This window comes from Ferrimonas lipolytica (genome assembly GCF_012295575.1).
GTDB classification, from domain to species: domain Bacteria; phylum Pseudomonadota; class Gammaproteobacteria; order Enterobacterales; family Shewanellaceae; genus Ferrimonas; species Ferrimonas lipolytica.
Map to the genome: position 1 here is coordinate 419,769 of NZ_CP051180.1, position 26,841 is coordinate 446,609.

At 47.8% G+C, this 26,841-nt stretch carries 24 protein-coding genes, 2 pseudogenes and 1 CRISPR repeat array; of the genes and pseudogenes, 15 read left to right on the forward strand and 11 right to left on the reverse strand.

Annotated features, from left to right (window positions below; translation table 11 throughout):
- Positions 1-185: 185 nt before the first annotated feature.
- The 5 genes and pseudogenes from HER31_RS01995 to HER31_RS02015 all read right to left on the reverse strand — a co-directional run bounded on the left by HER31_RS01995 (position 186) and on the right by HER31_RS02015 (position 5,066).
- Positions 186-1,256: pseudogene (locus HER31_RS01995) on the reverse strand (IS3 family transposase).
- Positions 1,257-1,325: 69 nt separating this feature from the next.
- A pseudogene (locus HER31_RS02000) lies at positions 1,326-1,698 on the reverse strand (transposase); the annotation flags it as partial.
- Positions 1,699-1,921: 223 nt separating this feature from the next.
- Complete coding sequence (locus HER31_RS02005; RefSeq protein ID WP_168659038.1) at positions 1,922-2,623, reverse strand: TetR/AcrR family transcriptional regulator; 702 nt, start codon at positions 2,621-2,623, stop codon at positions 1,922-1,924.
- A gap of 20 nt (positions 2,624-2,643) precedes the next feature.
- On the reverse strand, positions 2,644-4,479 hold the full coding sequence (locus HER31_RS02010; protein WP_168659039.1) for a hypothetical protein: 1,836 nt from the start codon (positions 4,477-4,479) through the stop codon (positions 2,644-2,646).
- A gap of 8 nt (positions 4,480-4,487) precedes the next feature.
- Positions 4,488-5,066, reverse strand: a complete 579-nt coding sequence (locus HER31_RS02015; RefSeq protein WP_168659040.1) for a helix-turn-helix transcriptional regulator — start codon at positions 5,064-5,066, stop codon at positions 4,488-4,490.
- Positions 5,067-5,623: 557 nt separating this feature from the next.
- Between HER31_RS02015 and HER31_RS02020 the strand changes: the two genes are divergently transcribed.
- The 8 genes from HER31_RS02020 to HER31_RS02055 all read left to right on the forward strand — a co-directional run bounded on the left by HER31_RS02020 (position 5,624) and on the right by HER31_RS02055 (position 14,936).
- On the forward strand, positions 5,624-7,915 hold the full coding sequence (locus HER31_RS02020) for a CRISPR-associated endonuclease Cas3'' (RefSeq protein ID WP_168659041.1): 2,292 nt from the start codon (positions 5,624-5,626) through the stop codon (positions 7,913-7,915).
- A 12-nt stretch (positions 7,916-7,927) separates the two neighbouring features.
- Positions 7,928-8,590, forward strand: coding sequence for a type I-C CRISPR-associated protein Cas5c (gene cas5c / locus HER31_RS02025; RefSeq protein WP_168659042.1), 663 nt, complete (start codon positions 7,928-7,930; stop codon positions 8,588-8,590).
- The gene (gene cas8c, locus HER31_RS02030) at positions 8,587-10,344 is read left to right on the forward strand and encodes a type I-C CRISPR-associated protein Cas8c/Csd1 (protein ID WP_168659043.1); all 1,758 of its coding nucleotides are present in this window, start codon (positions 8,587-8,589) and stop codon (positions 10,342-10,344) included. Before cas5c ends, cas8c begins: the two co-directional genes overlap by 4 nt.
- 34 nt (positions 10,345-10,378) lie before the next feature.
- A complete protein-coding gene (cas7c, locus tag HER31_RS02035) occupies positions 10,379-11,260 on the forward strand; it encodes a type I-C CRISPR-associated protein Cas7/Csd2 (protein WP_168659044.1) in 882 nt (293 codons plus the stop codon).
- Positions 11,261-11,265: 5 nt separating this feature from the next.
- On the forward strand, positions 11,266-11,883 hold the full coding sequence (gene cas4 / locus HER31_RS02040) for a CRISPR-associated protein Cas4 (RefSeq protein ID WP_168659045.1): 618 nt from the start codon (positions 11,266-11,268) through the stop codon (positions 11,881-11,883).
- Positions 11,880-12,902, forward strand: coding sequence for a type I-C CRISPR-associated endonuclease Cas1c (cas1c, locus tag HER31_RS02045; RefSeq protein ID WP_168659046.1), 1,023 nt, complete (start codon positions 11,880-11,882; stop codon positions 12,900-12,902). The genes cas4 and cas1c overlap by 4 nt, the downstream gene beginning before the upstream one ends.
- A 12-nt stretch (positions 12,903-12,914) precedes the next feature.
- Positions 12,915-13,208 (forward strand): CRISPR-associated endonuclease Cas2, encoded by a 294-nt coding sequence (gene cas2 / locus HER31_RS02050; protein WP_168659047.1) that lies wholly within the window; start codon positions 12,915-12,917, stop codon positions 13,206-13,208.
- 176 nt (positions 13,209-13,384) lie between these two features.
- A CRISPR array of direct repeats spans positions 13,385-14,410; the repeat unit is 32 nt; unit sequence GTCGCGCCCCCTGCGGGCGCGTGGATTGAAAC.
- 142 nt (positions 14,411-14,552) lie between these two features.
- Positions 14,553-14,936 carry a helix-turn-helix domain-containing protein gene (locus HER31_RS02055; protein WP_168659048.1) on the forward strand — a complete coding sequence of 128 codons (384 nt, stop codon included), beginning with the start codon at positions 14,553-14,555 and terminating at the stop codon, positions 14,934-14,936.
- Between the two features lie 145 nt (positions 14,937-15,081).
- Here HER31_RS02055 and HER31_RS02060 read toward each other — a convergent pair whose 3' ends face one another.
- Together HER31_RS02060 and HER31_RS02065 are read right to left on the reverse strand one after the other, a co-directional pair.
- On the reverse strand, positions 15,082-15,588 hold the full coding sequence (locus HER31_RS02060; protein ID WP_168659049.1) for a GNAT family N-acetyltransferase: 507 nt from the start codon (positions 15,586-15,588) through the stop codon (positions 15,082-15,084).
- A 58-nt stretch (positions 15,589-15,646) separates the two neighbouring features.
- A complete protein-coding gene (locus tag HER31_RS02065) occupies positions 15,647-16,045 on the reverse strand; it encodes a hypothetical protein (RefSeq protein WP_202983590.1) in 399 nt (132 codons plus the stop codon).
- Between the two features lie 610 nt (positions 16,046-16,655).
- Between HER31_RS02065 and HER31_RS02070 the strand changes: the two genes are divergently transcribed.
- The 5 genes from HER31_RS02070 (at position 16,656) to HER31_RS02090 (ending at position 21,669) form a co-directional block, all read left to right on the forward strand.
- Positions 16,656-19,082 carry a DMSO/selenate family reductase complex A subunit gene (locus HER31_RS02070; RefSeq protein ID WP_202983591.1) on the forward strand — a complete coding sequence of 809 codons (2,427 nt, stop codon included), beginning with the start codon at positions 16,656-16,658 and terminating at the stop codon, positions 19,080-19,082.
- 10 nt (positions 19,083-19,092) lie between these two features.
- Positions 19,093-19,725, forward strand: coding sequence for a DMSO/selenate family reductase complex B subunit (locus HER31_RS02075; RefSeq protein WP_168659051.1), 633 nt, complete (start codon positions 19,093-19,095; stop codon positions 19,723-19,725).
- Between the two features lie 61 nt (positions 19,726-19,786).
- Positions 19,787-20,371, forward strand: a complete 585-nt coding sequence (gene dmsD / locus HER31_RS02080; protein WP_168659052.1) for a Tat proofreading chaperone DmsD — start codon at positions 19,787-19,789, stop codon at positions 20,369-20,371.
- Between the two features lie 401 nt (positions 20,372-20,772).
- Positions 20,773-20,931, forward strand: a complete 159-nt coding sequence (locus HER31_RS18955; protein ID WP_420811013.1) for a 4Fe-4S binding protein — start codon at positions 20,773-20,775, stop codon at positions 20,929-20,931.
- Between the two features lie 18 nt (positions 20,932-20,949).
- Positions 20,950-21,669 (forward strand): Crp/Fnr family transcriptional regulator, encoded by a 720-nt coding sequence (locus tag HER31_RS02090; protein WP_168659054.1) that lies wholly within the window; start codon positions 20,950-20,952, stop codon positions 21,667-21,669.
- 173 nt (positions 21,670-21,842) lie between these two features.
- On the opposite strand, the gene HER31_RS02095 is transcribed toward HER31_RS02090, so the two are convergent.
- Positions 21,843-22,319 carry a GNAT family N-acetyltransferase gene (locus HER31_RS02095; RefSeq protein ID WP_168659055.1) on the reverse strand — a complete coding sequence of 159 codons (477 nt, stop codon included), beginning with the start codon at positions 22,317-22,319 and terminating at the stop codon, positions 21,843-21,845.
- Positions 22,320-22,377: 58 nt separating this feature from the next.
- Positions 22,378-22,944 (reverse strand): TetR/AcrR family transcriptional regulator, encoded by a 567-nt coding sequence (locus HER31_RS02100; RefSeq protein ID WP_168659056.1) that lies wholly within the window; start codon positions 22,942-22,944, stop codon positions 22,378-22,380.
- Between the two features lie 548 nt (positions 22,945-23,492).
- Between HER31_RS02100 and HER31_RS02105 the strand changes: the two genes are divergently transcribed.
- Both HER31_RS02105 and HER31_RS02110 read left to right on the forward strand, forming a co-directional pair.
- Positions 23,493-24,338 carry an enoyl-CoA hydratase/isomerase family protein gene (locus HER31_RS02105; protein WP_168659057.1) on the forward strand — a complete coding sequence of 282 codons (846 nt, stop codon included), beginning with the start codon at positions 23,493-23,495 and terminating at the stop codon, positions 24,336-24,338.
- On the forward strand, positions 24,338-24,730 hold the full coding sequence (locus tag HER31_RS02110; protein ID WP_168659058.1) for a nuclear transport factor 2 family protein: 393 nt from the start codon (positions 24,338-24,340) through the stop codon (positions 24,728-24,730). The genes HER31_RS02105 and HER31_RS02110 overlap by 1 nt, the downstream gene beginning before the upstream one ends.
- Positions 24,731-24,831: 101 nt before the next feature.
- Here the strand turns inward: HER31_RS02110 and HER31_RS02115 are convergent, their stop codons facing one another.
- Together HER31_RS02115 and HER31_RS02120 are read right to left on the reverse strand one after the other, a co-directional pair.
- Positions 24,832-25,593, reverse strand: coding sequence for an outer membrane beta-barrel protein (locus tag HER31_RS02115; RefSeq protein ID WP_168659059.1), 762 nt, complete (start codon positions 25,591-25,593; stop codon positions 24,832-24,834).
- 270 nt (positions 25,594-25,863) lie between these two features.
- Positions 25,864-26,841: a LysR family transcriptional regulator gene (locus tag HER31_RS02120; protein ID WP_168659060.1), complete on the reverse strand. Its 978-nt coding sequence runs from the start codon at positions 26,839-26,841 to the stop codon at positions 25,864-25,866.

Consider the following 26,841-nt stretch of genomic DNA (forward strand, 5'->3'; position numbering starts at 1 on the left):
CCGTTTTTTTGCTAGAGATGTTGGTTGACGTGACAAGTGACACTGAGCATGGGTAATGCTTACACTTAAGCGAGCGTTCACCGAGCCCCGCCTATGCCATAAACAACGCCTAGGTCTACCGGGGCGTCCATATATGGTCAACTAAATTTGGCCACGGTTTCGTAAGATTTCCAGTATCTTCGCTCTTACTCATTGGGCGTTAAACCGCCATTGTAATGATGAGGCCTGTGCACTGTAATAGCCGGTGATGTAGCCAACAGTCTCGCGCCAAGCTTTGGCAAAGTTTTGATATCCGGTTGCAGGTATCCATTCCGTTTTCAAACTGCGAAAAAAGCGTTCCATTGGGCTGTTATCCCAGCAATTTCCTCTTCTAGATAGGCTTTGCTTGATCTGATAACGCCACAAGACTTTTCGGAACTTGCGGCTCGTATAGTGACTTTCTTGATCACGATGAAACATCACTCCATTAGTTTTTCCACGTATTCGTAAGCCATCGTTAAGGCCTTAGAAGTCAATTTACTATCTGGTGAAAACGACATCGCCCAACCGATAGGTTTACGTGCAAATAGGTTTATCACAACCGCTAGATAAGCCAAGCGACTTCCTGCCCATACGTAGATAGCATCCCCGACCCAAACTTGATTTGGCGCCGTCACGGCAAATTGCCTATCGAGATGATTCGGGATCTCAATATGTTCTTGGGTCTGTTTGGCATAGCGGTGCTTAGGCTGCTGACAACTCACCAGGCCAAGCTTTTTCATTAACTAAGCCGCGCAATATCGACTTAGCTTTAATCCCTGGCTGGAAGCCATCATCGCATAGAGCGAGCGCCAGTATTTATAACTGCTGCGCTGAATACCGAATACTTCGTACAACTGAACTACGGTGTAGCCCTTCCTGAGCTTCTCGATTGACGAGAACTGTTCAGTGAGTCGGACATCAAGAGAGCCGTTGTAGATTCAATTGGTCAACGCAACAACTGTGTTAAAACAGAGGTTAGTGAAGGATCATTGAATGAAGCGTATGTTTTCAGAACAGGAAAAAGAGTTTGTATTCGATTCATGGAAGCGCGGTGATGCCTTAGGTGATTTCCCATCTCGCTCTTGCTTCAACTGACGAACTCATTTGTCCATTGCCGACTTACTAACGTTCATAACCGTTGCGGCTTCAATGACTGAGTAGTTTTGATCTGCGACTAGCTGGGCCGCTTCAAGCTTAAAATCGGCACTAAAAGTTCTTCTTGTTCGTTTGCTCATGGTTACACCTGTTTGTGTATGGGGCGCATGATAACACCTCTAATCAGGTGGCCAGTTTTAGTCAGCCACTACACCAGTAGCATCTATGACCAAATGAGCCACTGCTCCTCGACAACGATTACGATAGCTAACTTCAACGGTCTTCGCGCTTGCTGATGCAGCTGTAATCCTGCGAGCTCAGGGGAGCACCCATCAATTTGTACAGGGAATTAATGAAGCCTGCAGTTGCACGCAATGACAGACTGAAAATACCTTTGAGCATCAGAGACGTTTCGACGGCGGCATCACTGAACTGAAAGCCTCGCCCTCGACCACCGTGATGTTCTTTGCAATGCCAAACGTTGATGGCAGATTCATCCAGCCAGAAGGTTACGGAACCTCGATTTACCAGCGCTTGGTTGTACTGTTTCCAGTTGGTGATTTTACGCTTCGACTTACCCATTAATCTGTTCCATCAGTGTGCCTGAAAAATCAGATCTGCGTACGGGCAGATGGTTCCCTCGATTTAGGCAACAACGCCGGTTGGAGCGGCACTTTTCGATGATAAAGTGAGTGCATTGAGCGTGGGATGGTATTCAATAGAGGCGGCACGAGGGGAGGGGTTCCTGTGTTCGTTGTGGATGATTGGAAACTAGATCGATTCAGAAACCCTTTAAATAATATTGCTATATTACGACAGTAAGTCCTAAATCGGATATGTTTCTCATATAATTTTTGATCTTCTTATAACTCACCTCTGTGTGTCCTTGCGGCCACTCTAAAGGTTTAATTACATCATGAACAATCTCCATAACTAGGTCGATTGATGTTGTATTCTTTGATATGAATCTGTTGCAGCTTGCTACTGCGGCTCCCCTAGAGATAAAAAATGCGTGCCTAAGAGCTTTATGCGTTAAATTACGATCGCTTGAGTTAACTGGAAATATTTCATTAAAAACACGATTGTTTACGAGTGACAGTTCAGAAAATGCCCCTGCAAGCAGCTCAATGAATTCTGGTTGAGCGTTTTTTATAAGGCCTGGGTTTGCACCTAAGAAGTTTACACCACCATGAGACTCATAGAGGGAACCAAAAAAAGCAGGATAGCTTATATGGCAAATAAACTGTTCCTGATGATTTAAATCACTCTCAATCAAATCCTCAACTAGTTTTATGTGACTATCTACCACGGTAATAAAATTTAAAATCATCAAATCGTCTTTAGATTTGATGTTTCGGTGAAGTACTCCAGTAGATATGCCGCTCTCTTGGCTTAGTTGACTAAACGTAAACTTAAAAACACCGTGCTCTTTTATCAACTTTTTACAAGCAACAACAATTTTTAAGGTTTGATTTCTTGATAGGTTCATAAATTCAAAAGCCAGCATTGCTGCTGGCTCTTCAGATATTAGTTATTCGGATGGCAGGTTACGCAAGAGTATGGATCTGGAAATTGCTTATCCGTTATCCAATCACTGCTGCCTAACACCGGCATTGTTTCATCATAAGTATCTAAATTGTCGGCTTTATCATGAACTGGCGCTTGATTGTTTACTAAATCTGCACAAGGGCCGCGTAAATCATTTTCGCCACCTCGGCCATTCAAAGTCGCAGAACACTCGAACTCCAATATTTGCTGTAGTTTACTAGCATTACCGTGGTTCACCATCAATTTATCTTCGCTATGACACCAATGACAACGCGATTCTTCACCGTGACCCTGTGCGCCACCATTGCTGCCATGGCATGAGGCACAGAAGTATGGTTCTGCGGTACTAGGTAAAATGGCAGAATCACCATCTAAGTGAATATTATCAATACTGTGGCACAAGCTACAATCGGCAACTTTCCAACCAAAGTGCTCTTCATCGAGTGGCGCTACAGCTTGGCTAATATCATAGACCGAATATTTGCCATCATCTGAGATGTTTTGCTCAGTCGATCCCCAAGATTTCCACATGTTCGTAAACCACATCAGCTGTATATTTTCATGAGGGTAAGTCATCAGCCAAGAATCAGGCATCAGATGCAGCATATTCCCGCCAAACATAAATTGGAATTCTTCGATGCAAAGGTCGGCGCTTGCTTTGCCCTGACCAGGTGCTACGTCCATCCAATTACAAAATTTGGTTGGTTTACCGCCATTTTCCCCATTGGCTGCTGCGTCATGATCAGCATACACAAGATCGTTGTTGATGAACGGTGGTGGGTAAAAGAAATCAGCCGCACTTTCATCTTCACCCGTGTACATTAAGTAACCCGCTAAACCTTCAGCCCGTACTCCATCAAAGCCCGTGATCGCATAGGCATCAACGTTTGCACCAGTACTCAAGGTTGGCCAGTAGGTAAACTCTACATCAAAATTATGGTCGTAATAAGCTGACATCAAGACATCAGCAATTGTGACCACTCCTGGCTTAAAAAGGTCAGGGCGAAGATTGAACGAGCGTGCCTCAACATTTTCAGCAATAGTCACGTAACCGCGACCATCTCCAAAATTGACCTGTAATTTGGGTACGATGATTTTGCCACTATCGTTTTCTTTACGAGCAACCTCCTTAGACTGAATGTAGTTTCTTCGTTCCGTCATTGCAGGATCAAACGGCTCCAATCTAAGCTCAGTATTATTTCTAACAATTAACTCATCCGGCCGTTCATAAATAGGCTCTAAATCTGGAACTCCGTTTTCACGCTTAAACTCACCAGCAGTATAAGTGAACCTTGGATACCAATCAGGACTGGCAGTATTTTCTGGGCCGTCGTCGAAGCTGCCATTACCGTCATAATCAAAATCTACAGTGAATCGGTAACTGCCGATAGTCTCATCAAAATCTGCTAACGTCAGATTAAAATCATCACGAATGTCGCTAACATACATCATAATGTCCAGTACTGAGTACTGGCCATCAGCGAACACATCATTATTGATAGACTGACCAAGGTGGTTGTGAATATCGGATGCTTTTATCGTTATCGCATATTTAGAGTCATCTTTCGTCATTATGTTGCTTGTCATATCAGCAGCACAGTATTCAGGGTTAGCACCATTATCACAAGGGTGCCACCGTCCTAAGTATACGGTCACCTCACCATCAAACAGGTCATTCGGTGTTACATTAACATTGATATTTTCGTGAATTATCGGTAGTTCTGGTTGTTGTGGTTCCGGTGTTTTTGCATTGTCACTGCCACAACCAGCTAAAGCCAGCCCCGCAATCGGTGCCAACAAATATTTCTTCATCATATTTCCTATTATATTATTTTTGCTAACTGACCCAGCTTAAAGGCTTTCAAAATTAATTCTGGTCTATTTTTTGCGTTTAATTTTGATTTTGCTATTTCTAAATGATAATCAACTCCTCTGTTGGTAATATTTAGTAACTCTGAAATTTCTCTAGTCGTAAGCCCCAATGCGGTCAATCCAACCACTTTTTTAGTTTTAGGTTTGAGCTCAATACTGTTTGATTTTTCTGGAAGATTTGCCTCTAAGTAAATTTTTTTGGCATATTTATATGATTTTTCTCTACTTATATTTTTTCTCGAAAGAATTAGAAGGCTTCCTTTGGAGTGTTCACAGCTACTATCTATGATCTGAAAGCAATGGCAAGTGTATGGGTACCCCAAAAAACGGACCAACCCAATTTTATTATGGCTTTCCATAGTTACACGTAACCAACAAGCAATATTATTTAGCTTGTTGTCTGAAATTTTATGATCGTCAAAATCGCAACAGTGAAGGTGCCTTGGAGTATCAAATTTCAGCGTTGGGTTATCTGCTTTCGCTAGACTTTTTCCTTTAAGTAAAACCCACTGAATATCCGATTCCACCATATTATTCCTATCTGAATAAATTACTGTGTAAAATTATAGGTTCCATATATTTCTATTATTTTGAATGAAATCACAGAATGCCCCGCATAAAATTGCAATGAACCCACCTCAATAAAATGGATATAAATGGGAGCGAGACCTCATTTTGTTGCGTGTTTTTTAGGCTCCTTTGCTCTTATGTTGTCGTTCATCTTTGCCCCGCACAATTCACCGCCAGCAAAATTGATTTGGATCAATTTTAAGGGGTGAATGATTTTACCGCGTATGCGACTAATATGTGCTCTTACGGGTAATTTAGGTACGTGAGTGACGACGTGAATAGCTTGCCTGAAAGCCTTATTCCTTCCCCAAGCTGAGCTATTGTCAAAAATATCCAGGTGCTTCGGTAGTCCTACCCTTTTTAATGGCTAGCCAAATATTAGTTTGCTCACGTTTTCAATAAATGACAGCTCAGCTTTAACTTTGCATTGATTTAGGTCAATGTCCCAAATTGCGTTAAAGCCGGTTTAGATGTACAAAAAATGTAGTGTTATTGAGGCAAGACAAAGGAATGTAAATTGCCCTACATCGCGCACGTAAAACAAGACGATAATGACCATTGGTTGCCCCCGCACAGTCTTGAGGATCACTTAAACGATGTTGCCAGATTAACCCAATCGCTGCTGGCGGGCGATTCCGCTTCCTGGGGAGAGTTGGCGGGTCGATGGCATGACCTCGGTAAGTACCAGTTTTCTTTCCAAAAATACCTACGCGATAACAGCGGCTATGAACGTGAGAATGCCCACCTTGAAGACCCAACTTCAAAACACGGCCGGGTAACCCACTCGACTGCTGGCGCGGTTCATGCGGTGAACGTACTTGGCCCCGGCTTTGGCCATTTTCTGGCGTACATCATTGCTGGGCATCATGCTGGCTTGCCGGATTGGAGTGGTGGCAAGGGCGCTTTGTCTTACCGACTTGGTGACGACGGTCAAAGTGAGTACCAGCAAAGCTTGGTGGCCGAGGTTCCAGCGGCGATCCTAGCCGGACATAAGCCGAACTTACCAAGCCCTGCAAGCGATTCAGAGGCGTGTGCACTTTGGATTCGTATGCTGTTTTCGGCGCTGGTGGATGCCGATTTCATCGATACCGAAGCCTATATGCAGCCAGAGCAAACGGTGCAGCGCCAAGGGCAGTTGTCATTGAGCCAGTTGCAAGACCGCTTTGTTACTTATATGAGCGCACTGCAGCAAGGCAGTGACGCCACTGAGCTCAACACCATCCGCAATGAGATCTATCGAACTTGCTTGAGCGCGGCGCAATCTTCACCGGGGATCTTTAGCCTGACGGTGCCCACCGGTGGCGGCAAATCGTTATCCAGTCTTGGCTTTGCGTTAGAGCATGCCCGCGTACATGGCAAACGCCGGATTATCTACGCCATCCCCTTTACCAGCATTATTGAACAGAACGCCAAGGTGTTTCGAAGGGCGCTGGGGGATGATGCCGATGCTGTACTTGAACACCACAGTAATCTTGATGTGCCGCCAAACAAAGAAAACAATCGTAGCCGCTTGGCGGCAGAAAACTGGGAGGCGCCGCTGATTGTCACCACCAATGTGCAGCTGTTTGAATCGCTGCATGCCAGCCGCAGCAGTCGCTGTCGAAAGTTACACAATTTGCGGGACGCAGTGATTGTGCTGGATGAAGCGCAGCAACTGCCACGGGATTTTCATGCGCCGATTGTGCGGGTCATGAAGCAGCTTAGTATGCACTTTGGTGTCACCTGGCTGCTATGTACCGCGACGCAACCGGACTTGTCTACCCAGAAAGAGGCGGTGAGCGATCGTACTCTATTGGACGGGTTCGAACAGGTAACCGAGATCTGCGCCGATCCAATAAAGTTGGCGCAGCAGCTCAAGCGGGTAGAGGTAGAGATGCCCGAGCCAGATGCGCAAACCTCTTGGTCAGAGTTGGCAGAACAAATTGCGGCCCAAGCGTGCGTGCTGGCGATTGTCAGTACCCGGCGTCAGGCGCGAGAGCTGTTCCAGCTTTTGCCAGATGATGGCCATAACCTGCATTTGTCGGCGCAGATGTGCGCTGAGCATCGCAGTGTCGTATTGGCGGAGATCAATAAACGGCTGGAGCAACGCAGCAAAGGCAATTCACGGCCTTTACGGGTGATCTCAACACAGTTGGTTGAGGCCGGCGTCGACGTTGATTTTCCGGTGGTGTATCGCGCCATGGCAGGGCTGGACTCGATTGCGCAAAGCGCCGGTCGTTGTAATCGCGAAGGCAAGATGACAGAGCTCGGCCGGGTAGTGGTGTTCAACCCGCCGGAATTGCCGCCGGTCGGTTTCTTACGTCAGGCACAGCAGGCAACGATGGGGATGCTCAAATCGGGCTTATTGCACGACCCATTGTCACCGGCGGCATTCACTCAGTATTTCCAGCGGCTCAATTTATTGGGTGAACGGGATAGGCACGGCATCAATGACCTACTGACCCCAAAGCTTGATAAGAGCACAGGGGCACCCATGCTGCAGTTGCGCACTGCGGCAGAAAAGTTTCGGTTGATTGATAACAGCGGCGTGGCGGTGATCGTGCCCTATCTACAGATGCGCGAAATAGCCGAAAGCCCGGTTTATCTTTGGTTAAAAAAGCTTGAAGCTGACGCTAGTCAAAAGTGGGTATACCGCAAGTTACAGCGCTACACCATTACCTTGCCAGACAGTTTTGTGCGGCAGTTACATCAGGCCGGAATGGTACGTGAAGTCGCCGGGCAGTGGCTGGTGGAAGAGGGCAGTTACGACCCGTGCTACGGGGTTGTGCCGCCAAACAGCTTATTAAGTGCCGAAGGATCAATTTGTTAAAGGGAGTTAATTATGGGTTTTTGCATTGAGGTGCGGGGCGACTTTGCTTGCTTTACCCGCCCCGAAATGAAAGTGGAGCGGGTCAGTTACGATGTGATCACGCCGTCGGCGGCGCGCAGTTTGTTTGAGGCGATCTTATGGAAGCCCGCCATTGAGTGGCGTATTCGTAAGATTGAGGTGCTCAACCCCATTCGCTGGTTTAATCTGCGGCGCAATGAGCTGGGTACGGTTATCCCGATGGGGAGCGTTAAAACCGCGCAGAACAAAGGCCGCGGTAATTTGGCTGCGTACATCGAAGAAGATCGGCAGCAACGTGCCAGTTTGCTGCTGCGTGATGTGGCCTACCGCATTCATGCGGATTTCGTCTTGACCGAACGGGCGGGGCCGCACGATAACGCCGGTAAGTTTGCCGAGATGTTCCGTCGTCGTGCCGCTAAGGGCCAATGTGTTAACCAGCCTTATTTAGGCACACGCGAGTTTGCTTGTGAATTCCGCTTAGTCGAGTCAGAACAACAGCTAGAACAGCCTATTGCGGAAAATATGAACTTAGGCTGGATGCTGTTTGATTTGGACTTCTCTGAGCCCACCAACCCCATGCCGCTGTTCTTTAATGCGCAGATGCAGCAAGGGGTGATTGAGGTACCGCTGCGCAGCAGCGAGGAGGTACGGGGATGATCCTGCAAGCATTGTGTGAATACTATCAGCGCAAAGCCGACGATCCCGATGCCGGGTTAGCCCCCAGAGGCTTTGAGCAAAAGCCGATCCCGTTTGTGATTGTCATCGATGATGACGGCCAGTTTGTCCAACTGTTGGATACCCGAGAGTCACAAAGAAAAAAACTCATCCCGAAGAGCTTCCTGGTGCCACAAACTAAAATCCGCTCAGGTGCCAAGTCTTACGCCACCGCAAATCTGCTGTGGGATCACTATGGCTATCTGCTGCAACAGCCGAAATTGGATAAGCCCGATGCCGAGCCTACGGGAAAAGATGTGGTGATGGCAGCCAAGCAATATCAGAGCTTTGTTGAACAAACTCAACAACTGGCGCACGCCTTGCCAGATTGCCCTGATGTACAAGCGGCAATGCGATTTTTGCAGCAGCCTGACCAAGTAGAACGGGTTAAGGCTGATCCGGTTTATGTCGACTGCCTGAAGGTTAAAGGCTGCAATCTGGCGTTTCAGCGTATATCGAGCGCAGCGCTGTGTTGTCAGTCCAGTGCGATACAGCGCTGGATCGGCGAGCAAGCCGACGATGCCAGCGGTGAGGTCGGGATCTGCCTAGTCAGCGGTAAACAATTGCCCATAGCCCGATTGCATGATGGCATCGGCCAGATAGTCGGCAAACCCGCACCGTTGGCTTCAATCAATGCCAAAGCGTTTGAGTCTTATGGCAAGCAACAAGGGCTTAACTTCCCGGTTAGCCAACAAGCGGTGTTCGAATACGCCACCGCACTCAACCATTTGCTGCGCCGTGACTCGAAGCAGAAGCTGTTTCTTGCCGGCACCACGCTGGTGTGCTGGTCTCAGCGCGACAGTCATCCACTTGAAACCGAGTTGGTCGGCCTGTTTGGCAATCCGGATGATCCCGACAGCGACACCCATAAAGTGATTGAGCGCTATCGCAGCATCAGTGATGGCGCGGTGCAAGCCGCGGATGATCAACAACGGTTTTATGTGCTGGGTCTTGCGCCTAATGCCCCGGCGCGAATTGTGGTGCGGTTTTGGCTTACCGGCACGGTAGCGGAGTTTAGCCAGCGCATTGGCCAATGGTTTCGCGATATCGAAATGGTGGGTAACGCCAAGTTTGGCTACCCGTCGCTGTATCGGTTAGTCACTAGTACTGCCTTGCTGCACAAGGCCGACAATTTGCCGCCCAACTTAATGGCGGAGGTGTATTTGGCGATCCTACAGGGCTTGCCAGCACCGGCGTCGTTGTTTAATGGCGTGATCCGCCGAATAAAAGCCGAGTGTGGCCAAGTCAGTTATGAACGCGCTTGCCTGATCAAAGCCTGTCTCAATCGCAAACAACGTTTTCAATCTTCTACCGAACAGTTTCGTGCTCAGGAGTTAACCATGTCGCTCAATATTGAAGAAACCCGCATCGGCTATCGTCTTGGCCGTTTGTTCGCTGCGCTGGAAAAGCTGCAACTAGATGCCCAAGGTGGGCTGAATAGCACCATTCGTGACCGCTATTACAGCAGTGCCAGCTGCACGCCCAAGACGGTGTTTGCCACCTTAATGCGCTTGTCCTCGCATCATCTAAAGAAACTCTCTGAAGGTGGGAGAATTGCCACTGAAAAACGGCTCGGCGATATTGTGGCACCGATTGCTGAGTTTCCATCCCATTTGAACCTGGATGAGCAAGGTTTGTTTGCGCTGGGCTACTACCACCAAAAACAGGCGCTTTATACCAAGCAAGTGTCCGCTTAAATTGCGATAAGAATTGACCAGAAGGAATTGAATCATGAGTTTACAAAACCGCTATGACTTTGTGTTGTTGTTCGATGTGCAGGACGGCAATCCTAATGGCGATCCCGATGCCGGCAACCTACCAAGAGTCGATGCCGAGACCGGCCAAGGGTTGGTCACCGATGTGTGCTTAAAGCGCAAGGTGCGTAACTTTATCAGCTTGGTGAAAGAGGGTGAGCCAGAGCATGAGATATACGTTAAAGAGAAAGCGGTACTGAATCAGCAGCACGAACGGGCGTACGTTGGTATTGGTGCCGAAGACCTATTGAAAGACGACAAAAAGCGCAAGGGCGGCGATAAAGTGGCCGAGGCGCGGCAGTGGATGTGTAAGAACTTCTTCGATGTGCGCACCTTTGGTGCGGTGATGTCCACCGGGGTTAACTGCGGTCAGGTTCGTGGCCCGGTACAAATGACTTTCTCTCGTTCCATCGATCCGGTGGTGAGCAGCGAGCACAGCATCACCCGTATGGCGGTGGCCACTGAAAAAGAAGCCGCAGCGCAAGATGGCGATAACCGCACCATGGGCCGCAAATTCACCGTGCCTTACGGCCTCTATCGTTGCCACGGTTTTATCTCTGCCCATTTGGCTAAGCAAACCGGGTTCTCGGAAGCGGATCTGGAACTGTTTATGACCGCCCTAGAGCAGATGTTTGATCACGATCGTTCGGCCAGTCGAGGCCAGATGGCGCCCCGGGCACTGTTGGTGTTTAAGCACAACAATGAACTGGGTAACGCCCCAGCGCACAGCTTGTTTGAACGGGTTCAGGTAACCAAGTGCAGCGATGGCCCGGCTCGCTCCATCAGGGATTATCAGCTCAGCATTGACGAGACCAACTGGCCTGCTGGGGTTGAGCTTTATCAGCGCGTGAGCTGGTAGTCGTCATGCCACGGCTGGTCCCACTCTCGGCCCTGCAGCATTACGCGTTTTGCCCGCGCCAGTGTGCGCTCATTCACAATGAGCAATTGTGGGTCGAGAACTACCTGACTGCGCAAGGCAACCTACTGCACCAGCGGGTTGACAGCGGCGAACCAGAAACTCGACGTGGGGTGCGTTTTGAACGGGGCGTGCAAGTAAGCGCGCCATCGCTACGACTCAGTGGCAAGCTCGATTTGCTAGAGCATGAGTTAGCAACCGCCAAACTGACTCCGGTGGAATATAAGCGAGGCAAACCTAAAGTGGGTAACTGGGACAGGGTGCAACTGTGTGCTCAGGCGCTGTGCCTAGAAGAGATGTTATCGACCCAGGTGAATGATGGGGCACTTTGGTACTGGCAGACTCGGCATCGTGAGGCTGTATTATTTGATGAGGAACTGCGTGGGCAAACTTTGGCCGTGATTGCCGACGTGATAACGCTGTTTGACCGTGGCGTTACCCCCAAGGCGGAGTTCGACAAGCGTTGTAAAGCTTGTTCGCTGATGGACCAATGCAATCCCAAATTGCTGCAAACCGATCGCTCTGTGCAGTACGTGAGTGGGCTATTCCAAACGGAGTTTGAATGAAACAACTGCAAAACTGCCTTTACATCACCAAGGACGGGGCTTATCTGCATAAGCAACGTGAGACGTTGTTGGTGGAGCAACGCATCGAGGGCAAAAAGCATAAGCTGCTGCAGGTGCCAATTCACTCGATTGGTGCCATTTTTTGTTTTGGTAACGTCTTGGTGTCGCCACAGGTGATGGGCTTTTGCGGCGAGCGGGGCACTGGGTTAGCCTTTTTTGATCAGTTCGGTCGATTTCAAGCTCGTGTGGTGGGCCAGCAGCACGGCAATGTGTTACTTAGACGCGCTCAATACCAATTTTCAGATGAACAGCAACTGACGTTTGTAAAAGGTTTGGTGGGGGCTAAATTGCAATCCTCTCGAGCAGTGTTGCAACGCCACCTGCGTAACCATGGCGCTGTTACTGAAGTCAAACAAGCCAGTGCGAGGCTGAAGCAGATCATTGAGTCGTTACCGGTACAGCGTTCCATTGACTCGGTGCGTGGTTATGAAGGGGAAGGGGCCAAGCACTACTTCTCCGTGTTTGGTCAGCTGATCACCAACCCAAAGTTTGAGTTTAATGGCCGTAATCGTCGTCCGCCTAAAGATCCCATTAACGCAATGCTGTCGTTCCTTTATGCCATTTGGGGTAAAGAGCTCAGTGGCGCCTTGCAAGGGGTAGGGTTAGATCCGCAAGTCGGTTGGCTACATACTGAGCGGCCTGGCCGGGACAGTTTGGCGCAGGATTTGCTTGAAGAGTTTCGCGCCTACGTAATTGATCGCTTGGTACTGACCTTAGTGAACCGTAAACAGGTTAAGCCAAAGGATTTTATAACCGATGTATCCGGCGCGGTCAGCATGAGTGATGAGGCGCGTAAAACGGTGCTTCAAGCCTATCAGTCACGCAAGCTTGAGACGATCAATCATCCGTTCTTGGATGAGCAGGTTGAAATCGGCTTATTACCACATCTGCAAGCGATGCTGTTGTCCCGCCATATCCGAGGAGATCTGGCCAGTTATCCCCCATTTTGTATGCGCTAAGGAAAGCGAATTATGATGGTATTAGTCACTTACGATGTGTCATTTGAGGATGGCAATGGTGCTCAGCGACTGCGCCGATTAGCTAAGATCTGCTTGGATTACGGTACCCGGGTGCAATATTCGGTATTTGAGTGCGACATCGATTACCAACACTGGCCGCTATTCAAAGCCAAATTGCTTGAAACAATGGATCCCGCGGTCGACAGCATTCGATTTTATAAACTGGGTAAACATTGGCGTGATAAAGTGGCGCACCATGGTGCCAAGCCCGCCCTCGACATTTTCCAAGATACCCTTCTGCTCTGAGCGCTAACCGATTGTTCTCATCAAAATTCCGCTTGGTTAGCTAAATGATAAATATATGATTTTTATTGTTTTTATTATTATTTCTGCGCCTCGTTTTGTTATTGATCACATTGTGCTTTGGGGTTAGCAAAACTGGCCAAATTTCGTTAGGCTGGATGGGCCTTTACGATAAGGCTGTCGCGCCCCCTGCGGGCGCGTGGATTGAAACTTGGTTTGCAGGCTGTTGAAACCGAAGCGCTTGATGTCGCGCCCCCTGCGGGCGCGTGGATTGAAACATGAACACGCGCTCGCGAGCGAAACTGTGGTCAAGGTCGCGCCCCCTGCGGGCGCGTGGATTGAAACAGAATTCGCAGCATCGAAATCCAATCTAACGTCGGTCGCGCCCCCTGCGGGCGCGTGGATTGAAACATTAATGAGCATCGGTCAAGCGGCACTAAAAATGTCGCGCCCCCTGCGGGCGCGTGGATTGAAACACGTGACTGACAGCGAAGGCTATCCATCAAACGGTCGCGCCCCCTGCGGGCGCGTGGATTGAAACTTTAAAGCCATTAGCCTTAACGAAGGCTAAAACTGTCGCGCCCCCTGCGGGCGCGTGGATTGAAACAAGTTCTGCCCTCGCATTTAACGCGGGTTTTTGGGTCGCGCCCCCTGCGGGCGCGTGGATTGAAACTAAAAAAATATATATTTAAGTCCAGTCAAAGTTGTCGCGCCCCCTGCGGGCGCGTGGATTGAAACAGCAGCCCATTTAACAAACTCACAACTACGCTTAATGTCGCGCCCCCTGCGGGCGCGTGGATTGAAACAGCAGCCCATTTAACAAACTCACAACTACGCTTAATGTCGCGCCCCCTGCGGGCGCGTGGATTGAAACGACGCTTCGCTTGTCGGCGCAGTCGCTAGCGGTGGTCGCGCCCCCTGCGGGCGCGTGGATTGAAACTTGAAAATATTAACTTCTCCTTCGGTCGATATTTGTCGCGCCCCCTGCGGGCGCGTGGATTGAAACGCAAGTCACGAAAAACAACGCGACCCTTGACGATATGTCGCGCCCCCTGCGGGCGCGTGGATTGAAACACTTTCGATTGCTTGTCGTTCGTATGGATCTTGTGTCGCGCCCCCTGCGGGCGCGTGGATTGAAACTATAATCAATTACCAAGCATCCCCTTATGTCACGTCGCGCCCCCTGCGGGCGCGTGGATTGAAACAAAGCTGAGGCTTGCTGTCTTACCGTTTTCGCTCTCTGGCTTCATCACCATCACATTACCTAGTGAACTGAATGAATTTGAGAGAAAAAGTACAACCTATCAGTGCCTTATAGATGCTGAAATTAGTGTTATCTCAAGCTCAATGATCTATAAAGAAACCGCCAAATACGAAGGGCTGATGCGTTATGTAATGCAGCGTTCGTCTGAGTATCTTTACGCCAGTAGGGATATGGCGTTGATGCGGTCGCTACTTAAAAAGAGAGAAAACATCGCATTGCGGCTAATGGTCTTGTGTGTCTCAATGGAGGGCTATTGTTTCAACCTTACCATGGATGAAATTAGCCTTATCAGCGGCGTCAGCCCTAAGTACTGTGCTGATTACATTAAAGATCTAGAGCAGCGCGGCATTTTGAAAAAAGGCTACCGTACTATCTGCATTCGCGATCTCGAACGGCTAATGGCTGAGATCAATCCTCAGGTTTTGGCTTTTTTTGGCAATTATTTAAAACTTAATAAAAATAAGTAATCGATAACTGGTTAAGTTGGATCTTGCAAACTGTTGGCGCTTGGCTGGGAATGGTCGTTTTAAGTGTAAATTCCAGCGAACGATAAAAACCGCTGACGGATATCAGCGAGTTTTCTGTGTAATAGCCAGCTATAAAACTTCAGATTTACACTTGTTCGCTCGGGTGCCCCCACATTAGGGGGGCGGCGTAAGGACCGGTAATGCTGGAGGTGGATTTGCCCACACCGTCAAGTGCCCCTTTGGTTAACTCTCGAGCAAACCAGCACTCCAGTGGAGCTTGGGTTCTAACGGGAGGCAGAACCTTGTGAGGGGTGTTGTAGCGATTTCCGTAGTGGAAAGGTTCGCCCATCACGAAGATCACATCAGCGTCCAGTTGCTGCTCAGCTTCTTCCATGAGCCTTGTGGCGTACCCTTGTTGTTGGTACGCCGGAAGCACCGCTAATGGGGCCAAGATATAGCACTTGAGATGAGGTGCTGCGTCCACGGTTATTGGGGTGTAACAGGCGTGTGCTACTCCCTCAAATACGATAGAAAAACTACCGTCTTCGATCAGATCGTCAGCGAAATTGGCATACAATTTAGCGTGCCGTTCATCATAGAGACCGCCTGCGGCTGCAAAGGTCTCGAATTGAATTTGGTGGGGTGTTTTCATTGGGAAAACTCCTAGTTATGTATTTTGTATTTATCGCGGCCTGTGGTGAGGCTTGCTGTTAGAGACCTAGCAACAACAGGTACTTGTTGATGAAGCGCTCTTTGATTTCGTCCAGTGGATAGTCATCCTCGGCGAACAAGTAATTCAGGGCGATACCGTCAATTTCGGCGATTAACATATGGCTATCTACTACGCTATTCGCCGAAGGAACGTCAGACAAAATTGATTGGAAAGAGTCCATCATTAGCTGGTATCGCTCGTCGAGTAAGTCTTTCAAAATTATCCGCATAGAGGATTGAGACAATACTTGGAAGTCGAATTGGTAATACAACTTTTGCTCGGCGGAACTCATCGATAAAAAGATATGCTCTAGCAAATTCACCAAGCGCTCTTTCGGGGGCTGGCCCTCATTTATTCCCTCAATATTGTCGCCAACCTCGTTGATGATCTCAGCCATACGGATGAACACCTCGCGGAGCAACTCATCCTTATTTTTGAAATGATGGAACACTACATTTTGGATTGCGATAAGGCAAAGGCGGACTCCAAAGGGGACGAAGCTCCCTCCTAATGCATACAAGAATGTGCCGCCATCGCGACATCCCCCCCTTAAGAGTACTGCAATTGGTAGAGCTGAAGACTTGATGTAAACCTCAATACTTAACTGTGGCAAAGCTTTTTTAATCGCAGTTAAAAGTAGAGGCTAAGCGGCCATCAGTGGCGACTTATCGCTTTTTGACTCGGGGCTAATCGTCGGGTTGGCTGCTTTGTTGTGTTCAAGGTTTAATTACATAAACCTGCAGCTAGACAAGGTTTACGGCGATATTGTGAGGAGCGTCGATATCTTTTCTAAACCTCATGCAGAGGAATTTAGTCATGCTAATTTGGGCGTAATTGCTTTCTCTCAAAAGCGTTAGCAAGAGCTGGACGAATCCCCCGAAAGTGCAGTTTTTGAATTCCGTTATTTTGTCATCATCAGCGCCTCAAAATTACATTTGATTATTGAAGCTCAGCTTTGAAGCAAACCGTAACCATATTGCCGTCAGGCGATATTGTAAGGAATGAAAATGACAACTAACTCTTTGACACGCCGTGGCTTTATAAAGCTATCCAGCGCAGCTGGTAGTCTGGCAGCTCTAGCTGGTGGCGTCAGTCTGCCGTTTTTTAGTCGAGCAGCAGAAAAGAACGACACTACGGCGGCTGACAAGCAAGTGGTTTGGAGTGCTTGTACCGTAAACTGTGGTAGCCGTTGCCCTTTGCGTATGCACGTAAAAGATGGTGAGATTATATTCGTCGAAACCGATAACACCGGCGAAGATGATTATGACAAGCAAGACGTCCAGGTACGAGCTTGCTTACGTGGCCGGTCATTACGTCGTCGTATCTATAACCCAGACAGGTTGAAGTACCCATTAAAGCGCATCGGCGCACGGGGTGAAGGCAAGTTCAAGCGCATCAGCTGGGATGAAGCTTACGACGAGATTGTGGCAAGTCTAGCTCGCATTCGTAAGGATTATGGTAACGAAGCAATCTACTTAAACTATGGTACCGGCACTCTTGGGGGCACCGTAACTAAATCTTGGCCTCAAGGACGGTCACTCATAGCTCGGCTAATGAACCTTAATGGCGGTTACCTTAACCATTATGGGGACTACTCTACTGGCCAGATCACCCAAGGTCTCGATTACACCTACGGCGGTGGTTGGGGTTACGGCAACTCTTTCTCTGATCTCGTTAACGCGAAACTGGTTGTCCAATTTGGCAACAACCCAGCGGAAACTCGGATGTCTGGTGGCGGCTTAGTCCATCATTACGTTGAGAGCGTAAATCGTTCTGACGCCAAGGTGATCATGATCGATCCGCGCCACAATGACACCGTTGCTGGTCGAAACGATCAGTGGGTGCCATTGCGTCCGGGTACTGATACCGCGCTTATTAGCGCTATCGCCTATGAGATGATCTGCAATGACTGGGTCGACCAGCCATTCCTGGATAAATACTGTGTTGGCTATGATGCCAAGAGCTTGCCAGCTAGTGCGCCTAAGAATAGTGATTACAAGTCCTACATCCTTGGCAAAGGTGAAGATAATACTGCCAAAACTCCACTGTGGGCTGAGCCCATCTGTGGTATTCCCGCAGACGTAATTAAAGATCTAGCGAAACAAATCGGTACTACTAAGCCGTGTGCCATTTTACAAGGTTGGGGCCTTCAGCGAACCGCAAACGGTGAAATCGCTTCGCGTGCGGTAGCTATGCTAGCCATCCTAACGGGTAATGTTGGCATTAACGGAGGCGGTACTGGGGCGCGCGAATCTGACTCGTCGATCCCATTTGTACGTTTTCCTGCCTTAACCAATCCAGTGGAGACCGCCATATCACACTTTATGTGGACCGATGCAATTGCGCGCGGTACGCAGATGACGGCAACTAAAGATGGTGTTCGTGGTAAAGATAAGCTGGACGTACCAATCAAGTTTATCTGGAATTACGCAGGCAACTGCTTGATCAATCAGCACTCAGACATCAACCGCACTGACGCTATTCTTAAGAACGAAAAAGACTGTGAGATGATCGTGGTGATCGATAATCACATGACTTCTTCAGCTAAATACGCAGACATTGTGCTACCGGATCTAACCATTGCCGAGCAGTCCGATTTCGCGATGGATGGCAAAGCGGCCAACATGCCGTACTTTATCTTTGCTGATAAAGCGATCGAGCCGCAGTTTGAGTCTCGTGGTATTTACCAAATTTGTTCTGATCTGGCTAAGCGCCTTGGTGTTGAGCAGGAGTTTACTGAAGGTCGCACTCAAGAGGGCTGGCTCCGCCACCTGTACCAGTTGACTCGGGCCAACGATCCTATGTTGCCGGACTTTGAAACTATGCGCCAGCAGGGGATCTACAAACGCCCAGTAAAAGAGCATTTCGTTGCCTACAAGGATTTCCGTAAGGACCCAATAAACAACCCATTGGGTACTCCATCAGGCAAGATTGAGATCTACTCTGAGCGCCTAGCAAATATCGCGCAAAGCTGGGAGCTAACTGAGGGGGATGTTATCCATCCACTGCCAGTACATGTGTCCCACGCGGAAGGCTACGATGACCCGCTGCGTAAAGAATATCCATTACAGCTGGTTGGTTTCCATTTTAAGTCACGTACCCACTCTACATACGGCAGCGTAGACGTACTTAAAGGGGCTGCTCGCGACACGCTATGGATGAACCCTTTAGATGCCCACTCTCGAGGTGTAGAAAACGGCGATCGCATTCGCATCTTTAATGGCCGTGGTGAGATCCACATTGAGGCTAAGGTCACCCCTCGCATCATGCCAGGTACCGTCGCTCTTAGTCAGGGAGCGTGGTACGCACCCGATGGATCCAAGGTCGATCAAGGCGCTTGTATCAATACCCTAACGAGCCAGCGACCAAGTCCGCTAGCTAAGAGTAATCCACAGCACACCAACCTAGTTGAAGTGCAGGCACTGCAGGCATAAGAGGTAAAAAATGGCTCAATATGGTTTCTACCTAAATACCGCTAAGTGCACCGGTTGTAAGACTTGTCAGTTATCGTGTAAAGACTACAAAGATCTAGATGTTAAACGTAATTTTCGCCGTGTTTATGAGTACACCGGTGGGCAGTGGAAGCAAGACGGTAATGGCTTCCGCCAAGATGTTTTTGCGTACTATGCCTCTATCTCCTGTAACCACTGTGACAAACCAGTTTGTGTGGCTAAATGCCCAACAGGCGCAATGCACAAGCGCAAACAAGATGGCCTTGTCGTTGTAAATCAGGACGACTGTATTGGCTGTCGTCGCTGTGCCAAAAACTGTCCTTATGGTGCACCACAGTACGATAAGTCCAAGCGAAAGATGAGCAAGTGTGATGGCTGTTTCGAGCGTTTAGCTGCTGGCCAACAACCTATCTGTGTTGAGGCTTGTCCTTTGCGGGCGCTTGAGTTTGGCGAGATCGAGTTGTTGCGTGCTAAGCACGGCAGTGTTGCTGAGATAGCACCACTGCCTAGCGCAAGCAAGACTAAACCGAACTTAGTGTTAGGTTTAGGTAAACATAGTCAACCTGTAGGCAGCACCAAGGGAGTTCAAATTAACACCCATGAAGTGAAGCCAATGAAGGTTTAATCGACCCGATTACGACCACGGCGGGCAGCTTGCTGCCTGCCTATTATCTAAGAGAGATAACATGGATAACCTAGGCGCGATTAGCAAAATCCTTGGAAGCTTGTTTTACTACCCAATTAATCATCAACATAACCACGCTCTGGTACAGGCACTAAGAGCCGATGTCGATGTTATGAAGACGGAACTGGCTCCGCTGCTTAACCTTATTAAGAGCGAAGAACCGGAGCAGCTAAATCAAGATTTTCTAAACTTATTTGAAGGCGCTGGTGTTATGTCGGCACCACCTTGGGGCTCGGTCTATTTGGACAAGCAAGAGGTTATCTTTGGTGACTCGCTGCTTGAATACCGAGCGTTTCTCAAAGAGTCTGGTATTGAGCTGGACACAGGCATGCGTGAACCAGAAGATCAATTTGGGCTTATGCTTCTTGCGGTGGCTAAATTGGTCGAGAACGGCGCTACTCAATACGTGATTAAAGAAGCCTTTGAGCAACACCTGTTGCCTTGGGGTTTCCGTTACCTCGAGTTGGCTAAACAGCACGCGCAAAGCCAGACTTACCAAACGTTGGCTACTCTAACTAACCAATGGCTCGTTGAGTTTGTTGAAGAGATGCAGCTTACCGTTGCCAAGCGCAAATTGTACCGATAATGAGCGACCATAACTCCCGCTATTACCGTGCTTACCTTGAATGCCATCAAGTAAGCCGGCGCGGGCTGCTGCGAGGGTTGCTGCGCGGGGCTGAGAGGGCTCAAGTGGTCGATGAGAAGTTGCCTCGTCAGGCGATACGACCACCGCATGCGGCGCCGGAAGCCCTTTTTCTGCAGCGGTGTGACGGCTGTGGCCTATGCCAGCAAGCGTGTCAGCAATGTGTGATTGAAGTGGTTGATGGCCGAGCTCAGCTAAACCTCGACTATGGGGCTTGTAATGGCTGTGACCAGTGTCTGCTTGCTTGTACAACTGCCGCGTTAAGTAAGGCTAGCTATGCTGCGGATACCGGCTTTAGACCTAACTTTGCACGTTGTCAGAATGAGTTAGGTACCAGTTGCGCTATGTGTGCTCACTGCTGCCCCACCAAAGCCGTTACACTGGATGATGATTTATTTCCAACAGTTGATGACAGTAAATGCATTGGCTGTGGCGTGTGTCGGCAGACGTGCCCCTTTAATAGAATTTCACCAGAGCCTTTAATAGCCAGCGATAAAAGATAATAAGTTGGAGATCCAATAGTGTCACTTCTACGTACCGTCAGCTTATCAATGGAGCTGATTGGTTCAGGTATAAAATCTGAAGTCGCCGAGTCTTTGGTTAAGTCCAGCTACTCAATATCGCTTAAGAAAGGCGAGTTGTTCCACGCGAGTGTTGAAGATGCAATGCTATTGTACGTTCGCTCCGGTTGCCTTGTTGATATGCTTCAGGTTTCCGACGACCATACGGCGAGCTCGCTGCTTTGGACCCCTGGCTTCATCACCATCACATTACCTAGTGAACTGAATGAATTTGAGAGAAAAAGTACAACCTATCAGTGCCTTATAGATGCTGAAATTAGTGTTATCTCAAGCTCAATGATCTATAAAGAAACCGCCAAATACGAAGGGTTGATGCGTTATGTAATGCAGCGTTCGTCTGAGTATCTTTACGCCAGTAGGGATATGGCGTTGATGCGGTCGCTACTTAAAAAGAGAGAAAACATCGCATTGCGGCTAATGGTCTTGTGTGTCTCAATGGAGGGCTATTGTTTCAACCTTACCATGGATGAAATTAGCCTTATCAGCGGCGTCAGCCCTAAGTACTGTGCTGATTACATTAAAGATCTAGAGCAGCGCGGCATTTTGAAAAAAGGCTACCGTACTATCTGCATTCGCGATCTCGAACGGCTAATGGCTGAGATCAATCCTCAGGTTTTGGCTTTTTTTGGCAATTATTTAAAACTTAATAAAAATAAGTAATCGATAACTGGTTAAGTTGGATCTTGCAAACTGTTGGCGCTTGGCTGGGAATGGTCGTTTTAAGTGTAAATTCCAGCGAACGATAAAAACCGCTGACGGATATCAGCGAGTTTTCTGTGTAATAGCCAGCTATAAAACTTCAGATTTACACTTGTTCGCTCGGGTGCCCCACATTAGGGGGCGGCGTAAGGACCGGTAATGCTGGAGGTGGATTTGCCCACACCGTCAAGTGCCCCTTTGGTTAACTCTCGAGCAAACCAGCACTCCAGTGGAGCTTGGGTTCTAACGGGAGGCAGAACCTTGTGAGGGGTGTTGTAGCGATTTCCGTAGTGGAAAGGTTCGCCCATCACGAAGATCACATCAGCGTCCAGTTGCTGCTCAGCTTCTTCCATGAGCCTTGTGGCGTACCCTTGTTGTTGGTACGCCGGAAGCACCGCTAATGGGGCCAAGATATAGCACTTGAGATGAGGTGCTGCGTCCACGGTTATTGGGGTGTAACAGGCGTGTGCTACTCCCTCAAATACGATAGAAAAACTACCGTCTTCGATCAGATCGTCAGCGAAATTGGCATACAATTTAGCGTGCCGTTCATCATAGAGGCCGCCTGCGGCTACAAAGGTCTCGAATTGAATTTGGTGGGGTGTTTTCATTGGGAAAACTCCTAGTTATGGATTTTGTATTTACCGCGGCCTGTGGTGAGGCTTGCTGTTAGAGACCTAGCAACAACAGGTACTTGTTGATGAAGCGCTCTTTGATTTCGTCCAGTGGATAGTCATCCTCGGCGAACAAGTAATTCAGGGCGATACCGTCAATTTCGGCGATTAACATATGGCTATCTACTACGCTATTCGCCGAAGGAACGTCAGACAAAATTGATTGGAAAGAGTCCATCATTAGCTGGTATCGCTCGTCGAGTAAGTCTTTCAAAATTATCCGCATAGAGGATTGAGACAATACTTGGAAGTCGAATTGGTAATACAACTTTTGCTCGGCGGAACTCATCGATAAAAAGATATGCTCTAGCAAATTCACCAAGCGCTCTTTCGGGGGCTGGCCCTCATTTATTCCCTCAATATTGTCGCCAACCTCGTTGATGATCTCAGCCATACGGATGAACACCTCGCGGAGCAACTCATCCTTATTTTTGAAATGATGGAACACTGCGCCCTTTGACACCTTTGCATGCTCGCAAATAGTGGCGATGGATGTCTTCTCATAACCTTGTGTTGCAAACAGTTCGATAGCTGTTTGAACGATGTGCTGCTTCTTGTTCATGGCACTCACTTACATGGGCAAACCAACCGGTCGGTTTGTTGGGTGACTCTAGAGCAGCCCCCTTTGCTTGCAAGAACTATCTCTCATTGAGTTTAGATACCCCCCCAACTGTGACTGGCAGTTCCAGGCCGATTGGCGACAGTAAAGGCGAATTATCATAGTGATAGCTCCAGTTCATCTAAGGATCTGGATTATGCGCAACCCGAAAGCAAAGGCTGTGTCGTAGTTAAGCGTTGAGGTTTATATCAAACCTTTGGCTGTACCGATTTCGGTGCTTTAGGGGAGGATGTCGCCAGTAACTGCCGAAAATCGGTTTAAAGCAGTGTCCGGAATTGGTTGACCATTACAATCACAACAGTGCTGCGGCGCATCGATTATTAAGCTTCCTTTAAAACAGAATCGTCTCTCTGGCTAATTATCATTGGTGAGGCTGAACGGTACACTTCGAACAGTGAGTCCCTAGACAGTTCTCATCATCAGCTAAGGTGTGGTGTCGTTGTATAGCTGGTCTATCTGCTTTCTAACACTATATGCAAGGGTTGGTATTTATGTATTACGAAAACTTTCAGACATTTAAGGTTGAAGTAAAGGGGGGCGTAGCGTGGGTTACCTTCGACTTCCCACCAGTCAACGTTCAAGGGCAACAGATGCTTGCGGATCTTAATGCGCTGGCTTTCCGCTTAGAGAATGACCGCGATGTAAAGGTTGTGGTGTTCCAGTCTGCCAACCCTGATATTTGGGTATGCCACTACGACACCGATCTGTTGAAAGAGATGCCAACTGAAGCTATTGCGCGTAATGAAGCGCAAGTATTAGACCTGCAAGCCGTATGCGAACGCATGAGCAAAGTACCGCAGGCAACTATTGCCAAGCTTGAAGGCATGGCCCGTGGCGGCGGCCATGAGTTTGCATTAGCGCTGGATATGCGTTTTGCCGCTCGTGGGAAATACAAGATGATGCAGATGGAAGTAGCGATGGGGATCCTGCCTTGTGGCGGCGGTGCTTCACGTATGGCGCGCCAAGCTGGCTTGGGGCGGGCGTTGGAGATCTGCTTAAGTGCCCGTGACTTTGACGCCGATGAAGCCGAAGCGTACGGCACCATCAATAAGGCAATGGAGCCTGATGAGATTGGCCCATACGTTGAAAACTTAGCGAATCGTATCGCTAAGTGGCCGGCTCATTCAATTAATGCCACTAAGAAGATGGTGTATGAATCAATTGATCAGCCAATTGTGGACGCACTCAAAGCCGAGGCTTACTGGTTGTATCAGGCCACTAGCCACACTCCTGCGGTTAAACGCTTTAAGTGGGCTGATGACGAAGGTGCTCAGTACACTCTAGAAAACCAGAAAAACTGGGAACAGTTGGTTGTGAACATTCAGGACGTGAACTAATGAACACTAACCAGCAACTGGTCACGCAGTTCTGGCAGTGTTTTGCTGCGACCGATCTCAATGGTGCTGCGGCACTGCTTCATGAGGACGCCAACTGGTGTGCCATGGGGGAGCAAGGTGGCTTGCCGCTCTCAGGTGAAATGGATGTTTCTGGGATTCTTTCATTGATGCAGTCGGTGCGTGATCTGTCTGAGGACGGTTTAGCACTCACAATGAAAGAGTGGACGGTGCAGGGGGAGCGCGTTGCGGTTGAGATGGAGGGATACGCCAAGATGACCAATGGCAAGGTGTATCATAATAAGTATCACTTCTTGATTGTTATTCGTGATGGCAAAATTTGCACCTTGCGCGAATATGGCGATACCGACTTAGTGCGGCGAACATTCCTTTAGTGTTAATAACACTAAAGGAATAGTCTTGCGCTAACGTACAGGAATCAAATCCGAGCCCATCAAGGCTCGGACTTTTTATTGCTAATTAACCAGTGTTTAAATCAAAAATGGTAGCCAAACGTGATGTCGACGTTGTTTCCGTTTTCGTTGTAGCCGCCCCAATCATGCTCGTGTTGGTAGCTAATTGTGGCATCTAAGTTGTCAGCGAAACGGTATTGCAGGCCGGCAACTGCTAAAAATCCATCTTCACTATCGCGACCATAGAGGCTCTGGATATCTAACTCTCGTCCCCAACGTGCATCGTATAAAGAGAACAGTACGATTGATGGGCTAATAGGGTAACCAAGGCTGATTCGCGTCGCCACCCCATTCATAGCCTCTTCACGTTTACCAGTCACGCTATTGTGGCCTTGAGCATATTCAATGCCAGCAGCTACTTTTGCATTAAGTTTGCCGAGCTTAATTTTTTGTGCGACACCTAGTACGACATCGGTTTCCCAAATATAGTCATTAGAGTTGGTGAACACGTCAAACCATAACTGAGTGTTTTTTGAACCCAAATTGTAATAAAGCTGTCCAAAAAATTTGTTATTGGTCCAAGCCTCGGCGCCATTAGGTGTCGTATCTTCTGTATGGCCAAGGTTTTCAATACGGTACTTCGCCATTACCTCGCCCCAGTCGTAGAAAGAGCGGTGTTGAATCTGAATTAAGGAGCGATCAAATAGATTGGATTTATCAGAATCATCACCCACTTCAAAGCGGTAACCGATAGATATATTGTTATCTACTTTTAATGTTTCTGATTGAGCTTGACCAACTGCCATAACAGCAAGTACTAAAGAGACTACCTTGTTGTATTTCATTTTTATATTCCATTTTATTTAAAGGGTTAAATGGAAGGTATGACAAATTTTAATTTAAAGTTGTTATGGCTATCACATTGGGAAGACGTTAATTGTCGGACTGTATTAATTGCGATTGATATTAAAATATCAATTATATAAACATAAAATTAAATATCGCCAACCTAAATTTTAATGCGTCATTAAATATGCTTGTTATGTTAGCTGTCTATTGGTAATTGGTTACGAATTTTGTTGTTGTGAATTTTAATTTGATCTTAAATATGGTTATTACCCAAAAGTGGTAGCAGTAGACAGAGCTTTGTCTTTAATTTGCTGTTTTTTGTCGCTGAACCTTTTAAAAGATGAAGATAAAAATTCAATCATCCAGGTGCTTTCTTGAGAACCATATCGATTCGATGGGATATACATTTTGTACGACACATGAGTTTCATCTAGCTCTTTCGGCGCCGAAATTATATTTAAGCCATTGATATCCTCAGGAATAGAGTTTGTAGCCACATAAGCAATGGCGTTACTATTCTTAATTATATTAAGTATGCCGCCAATTACGCCAATCTTGGCATCAAATTTAAATGGTAACTTTGCTTTCGACATTGCTGTTTCAATCGTCGATTGACCAAAGTTATTCCAACCCGCTAAATCATGAAGGATTACTGGAAACTGAGTTAGGTCAGATAGTGACACAGGGCGATGTTGATTAGACAAGTAATGCCCTTCGCGCACTACAAGGGCACGGTTGCAATAAGTTAAGTCAACACTAAACAATTCTGAACTGTTGGCGGGAATGACATGAATACCAAAATTCATGGTTCCATTTTTTATCTCATTAAACGATTGCGGATTCCATGGGCGCACACATAGCGTACAGTATGGCGCTACCGATTTTAGCTCTTGATAAATTTCAGGGATCCAATCTAAGTTTGAATCGTCAATGCTAAGCCATATCTCTTTTTTTATCGCTAGTGGGTTGAAGTCTCCCGCATGGTATAGATCAGACTCGACTTGATTAACAATGTTTGCCCCAATTCGTTCCAATTGTCGGCAGTATTCTGTTGGGACTAAGCCGTTAGTGGTTCTTGTGAATAGCTCATCAGAAAAAGTAACTCTTAACTTTTTTAAGCGATAGCTGACACTTGATTGACTTAATCCTAGATCTAGGCCAGCAACACTGCTATTCCCATGTTTAACTAAACTACTTATTAGATGTAAATCGATGATAGCTAAGTTAAGTAGTGCTTTGATCAT

Excerpts from the sequence above, each read along its gene's own strand:
- HER31_RS02120 (WP_168659060.1), bottom strand. The coding sequence starts at position 26,841 with ATGATCAAAGCACTACTTAACTTAGCTATCATCGATTTACATCTAATA.
- HER31_RS02065 (WP_202983590.1), bottom strand. The coding sequence starts at position 16,045 with ATGGCTGAGATCATCAACGAGGTTGGCGACAATATTGAGGGAATAAAT.
- HER31_RS18955 (WP_420811013.1), top strand. The coding sequence starts at position 20,773 with ATGTGTGCTCACTGCTGCCCCACCAAAGCCGTTACACTGGATGATGAT.
- HER31_RS02095 (WP_168659055.1), bottom strand. The coding sequence starts at position 22,319 with ATGAAAACACCCCACCAAATTCAATTCGAGACCTTTGTAGCCGCAGGC.
- cas4 (WP_168659045.1), top strand. The coding sequence starts at position 11,266 with ATGCCACGGCTGGTCCCACTCTCGGCCCTGCAGCATTACGCGTTTTGC.
- HER31_RS02005 (WP_168659038.1), bottom strand. The coding sequence starts at position 2,623 with ATGCTGGCTTTTGAATTTATGAACCTATCAAGAAATCAAACCTTAAAA.
- cas1c (WP_168659046.1), top strand. The coding sequence starts at position 11,880 with ATGAAACAACTGCAAAACTGCCTTTACATCACCAAGGACGGGGCTTAT.
- cas5c (WP_168659042.1), top strand. The coding sequence starts at position 7,928 with ATGGGTTTTTGCATTGAGGTGCGGGGCGACTTTGCTTGCTTTACCCGC.
- HER31_RS02100 (WP_168659056.1), bottom strand. The coding sequence starts at position 22,944 with ATGAACAAGAAGCAGCACATCGTTCAAACAGCTATCGAACTGTTTGCA.
- cas8c (WP_168659043.1), top strand. The coding sequence starts at position 8,587 with ATGATCCTGCAAGCATTGTGTGAATACTATCAGCGCAAAGCCGACGAT.
- HER31_RS02010 (WP_168659039.1), bottom strand. The coding sequence starts at position 4,479 with ATGATGAAGAAATATTTGTTGGCACCGATTGCGGGGCTGGCTTTAGCT.
- HER31_RS02060 (WP_168659049.1), bottom strand. The coding sequence starts at position 15,588 with ATGAAAACACCCCACCAAATTCAATTCGAGACCTTTGCAGCCGCAGGC.
- HER31_RS02015 (WP_168659040.1), bottom strand. The coding sequence starts at position 5,066 with ATGGTGGAATCGGATATTCAGTGGGTTTTACTTAAAGGAAAAAGTCTA.
- HER31_RS02110 (WP_168659058.1), top strand. The coding sequence starts at position 24,338 with ATGAACACTAACCAGCAACTGGTCACGCAGTTCTGGCAGTGTTTTGCT.
- HER31_RS02115 (WP_168659059.1), bottom strand. The coding sequence starts at position 25,593 with ATGAAATACAACAAGGTAGTCTCTTTAGTACTTGCTGTTATGGCAGTT.
- HER31_RS02055 (WP_168659048.1), top strand. The coding sequence starts at position 14,553 with ATGATCTATAAAGAAACCGCCAAATACGAAGGGCTGATGCGTTATGTA.
- HER31_RS02105 (WP_168659057.1), top strand. The coding sequence starts at position 23,493 with ATGTATTACGAAAACTTTCAGACATTTAAGGTTGAAGTAAAGGGGGGC.
- cas2 (WP_168659047.1), top strand. The coding sequence starts at position 12,915 with ATGATGGTATTAGTCACTTACGATGTGTCATTTGAGGATGGCAATGGT.
- HER31_RS02070 (WP_202983591.1), top strand. The coding sequence starts at position 16,656 with ATGACAACTAACTCTTTGACACGCCGTGGCTTTATAAAGCTATCCAGC.
- cas7c (WP_168659044.1), top strand. The coding sequence starts at position 10,379 with ATGAGTTTACAAAACCGCTATGACTTTGTGTTGTTGTTCGATGTGCAG.
- dmsD (WP_168659052.1), top strand. The coding sequence starts at position 19,787 with ATGGATAACCTAGGCGCGATTAGCAAAATCCTTGGAAGCTTGTTTTAC.
- HER31_RS02075 (WP_168659051.1), top strand. The coding sequence starts at position 19,093 with ATGGCTCAATATGGTTTCTACCTAAATACCGCTAAGTGCACCGGTTGT.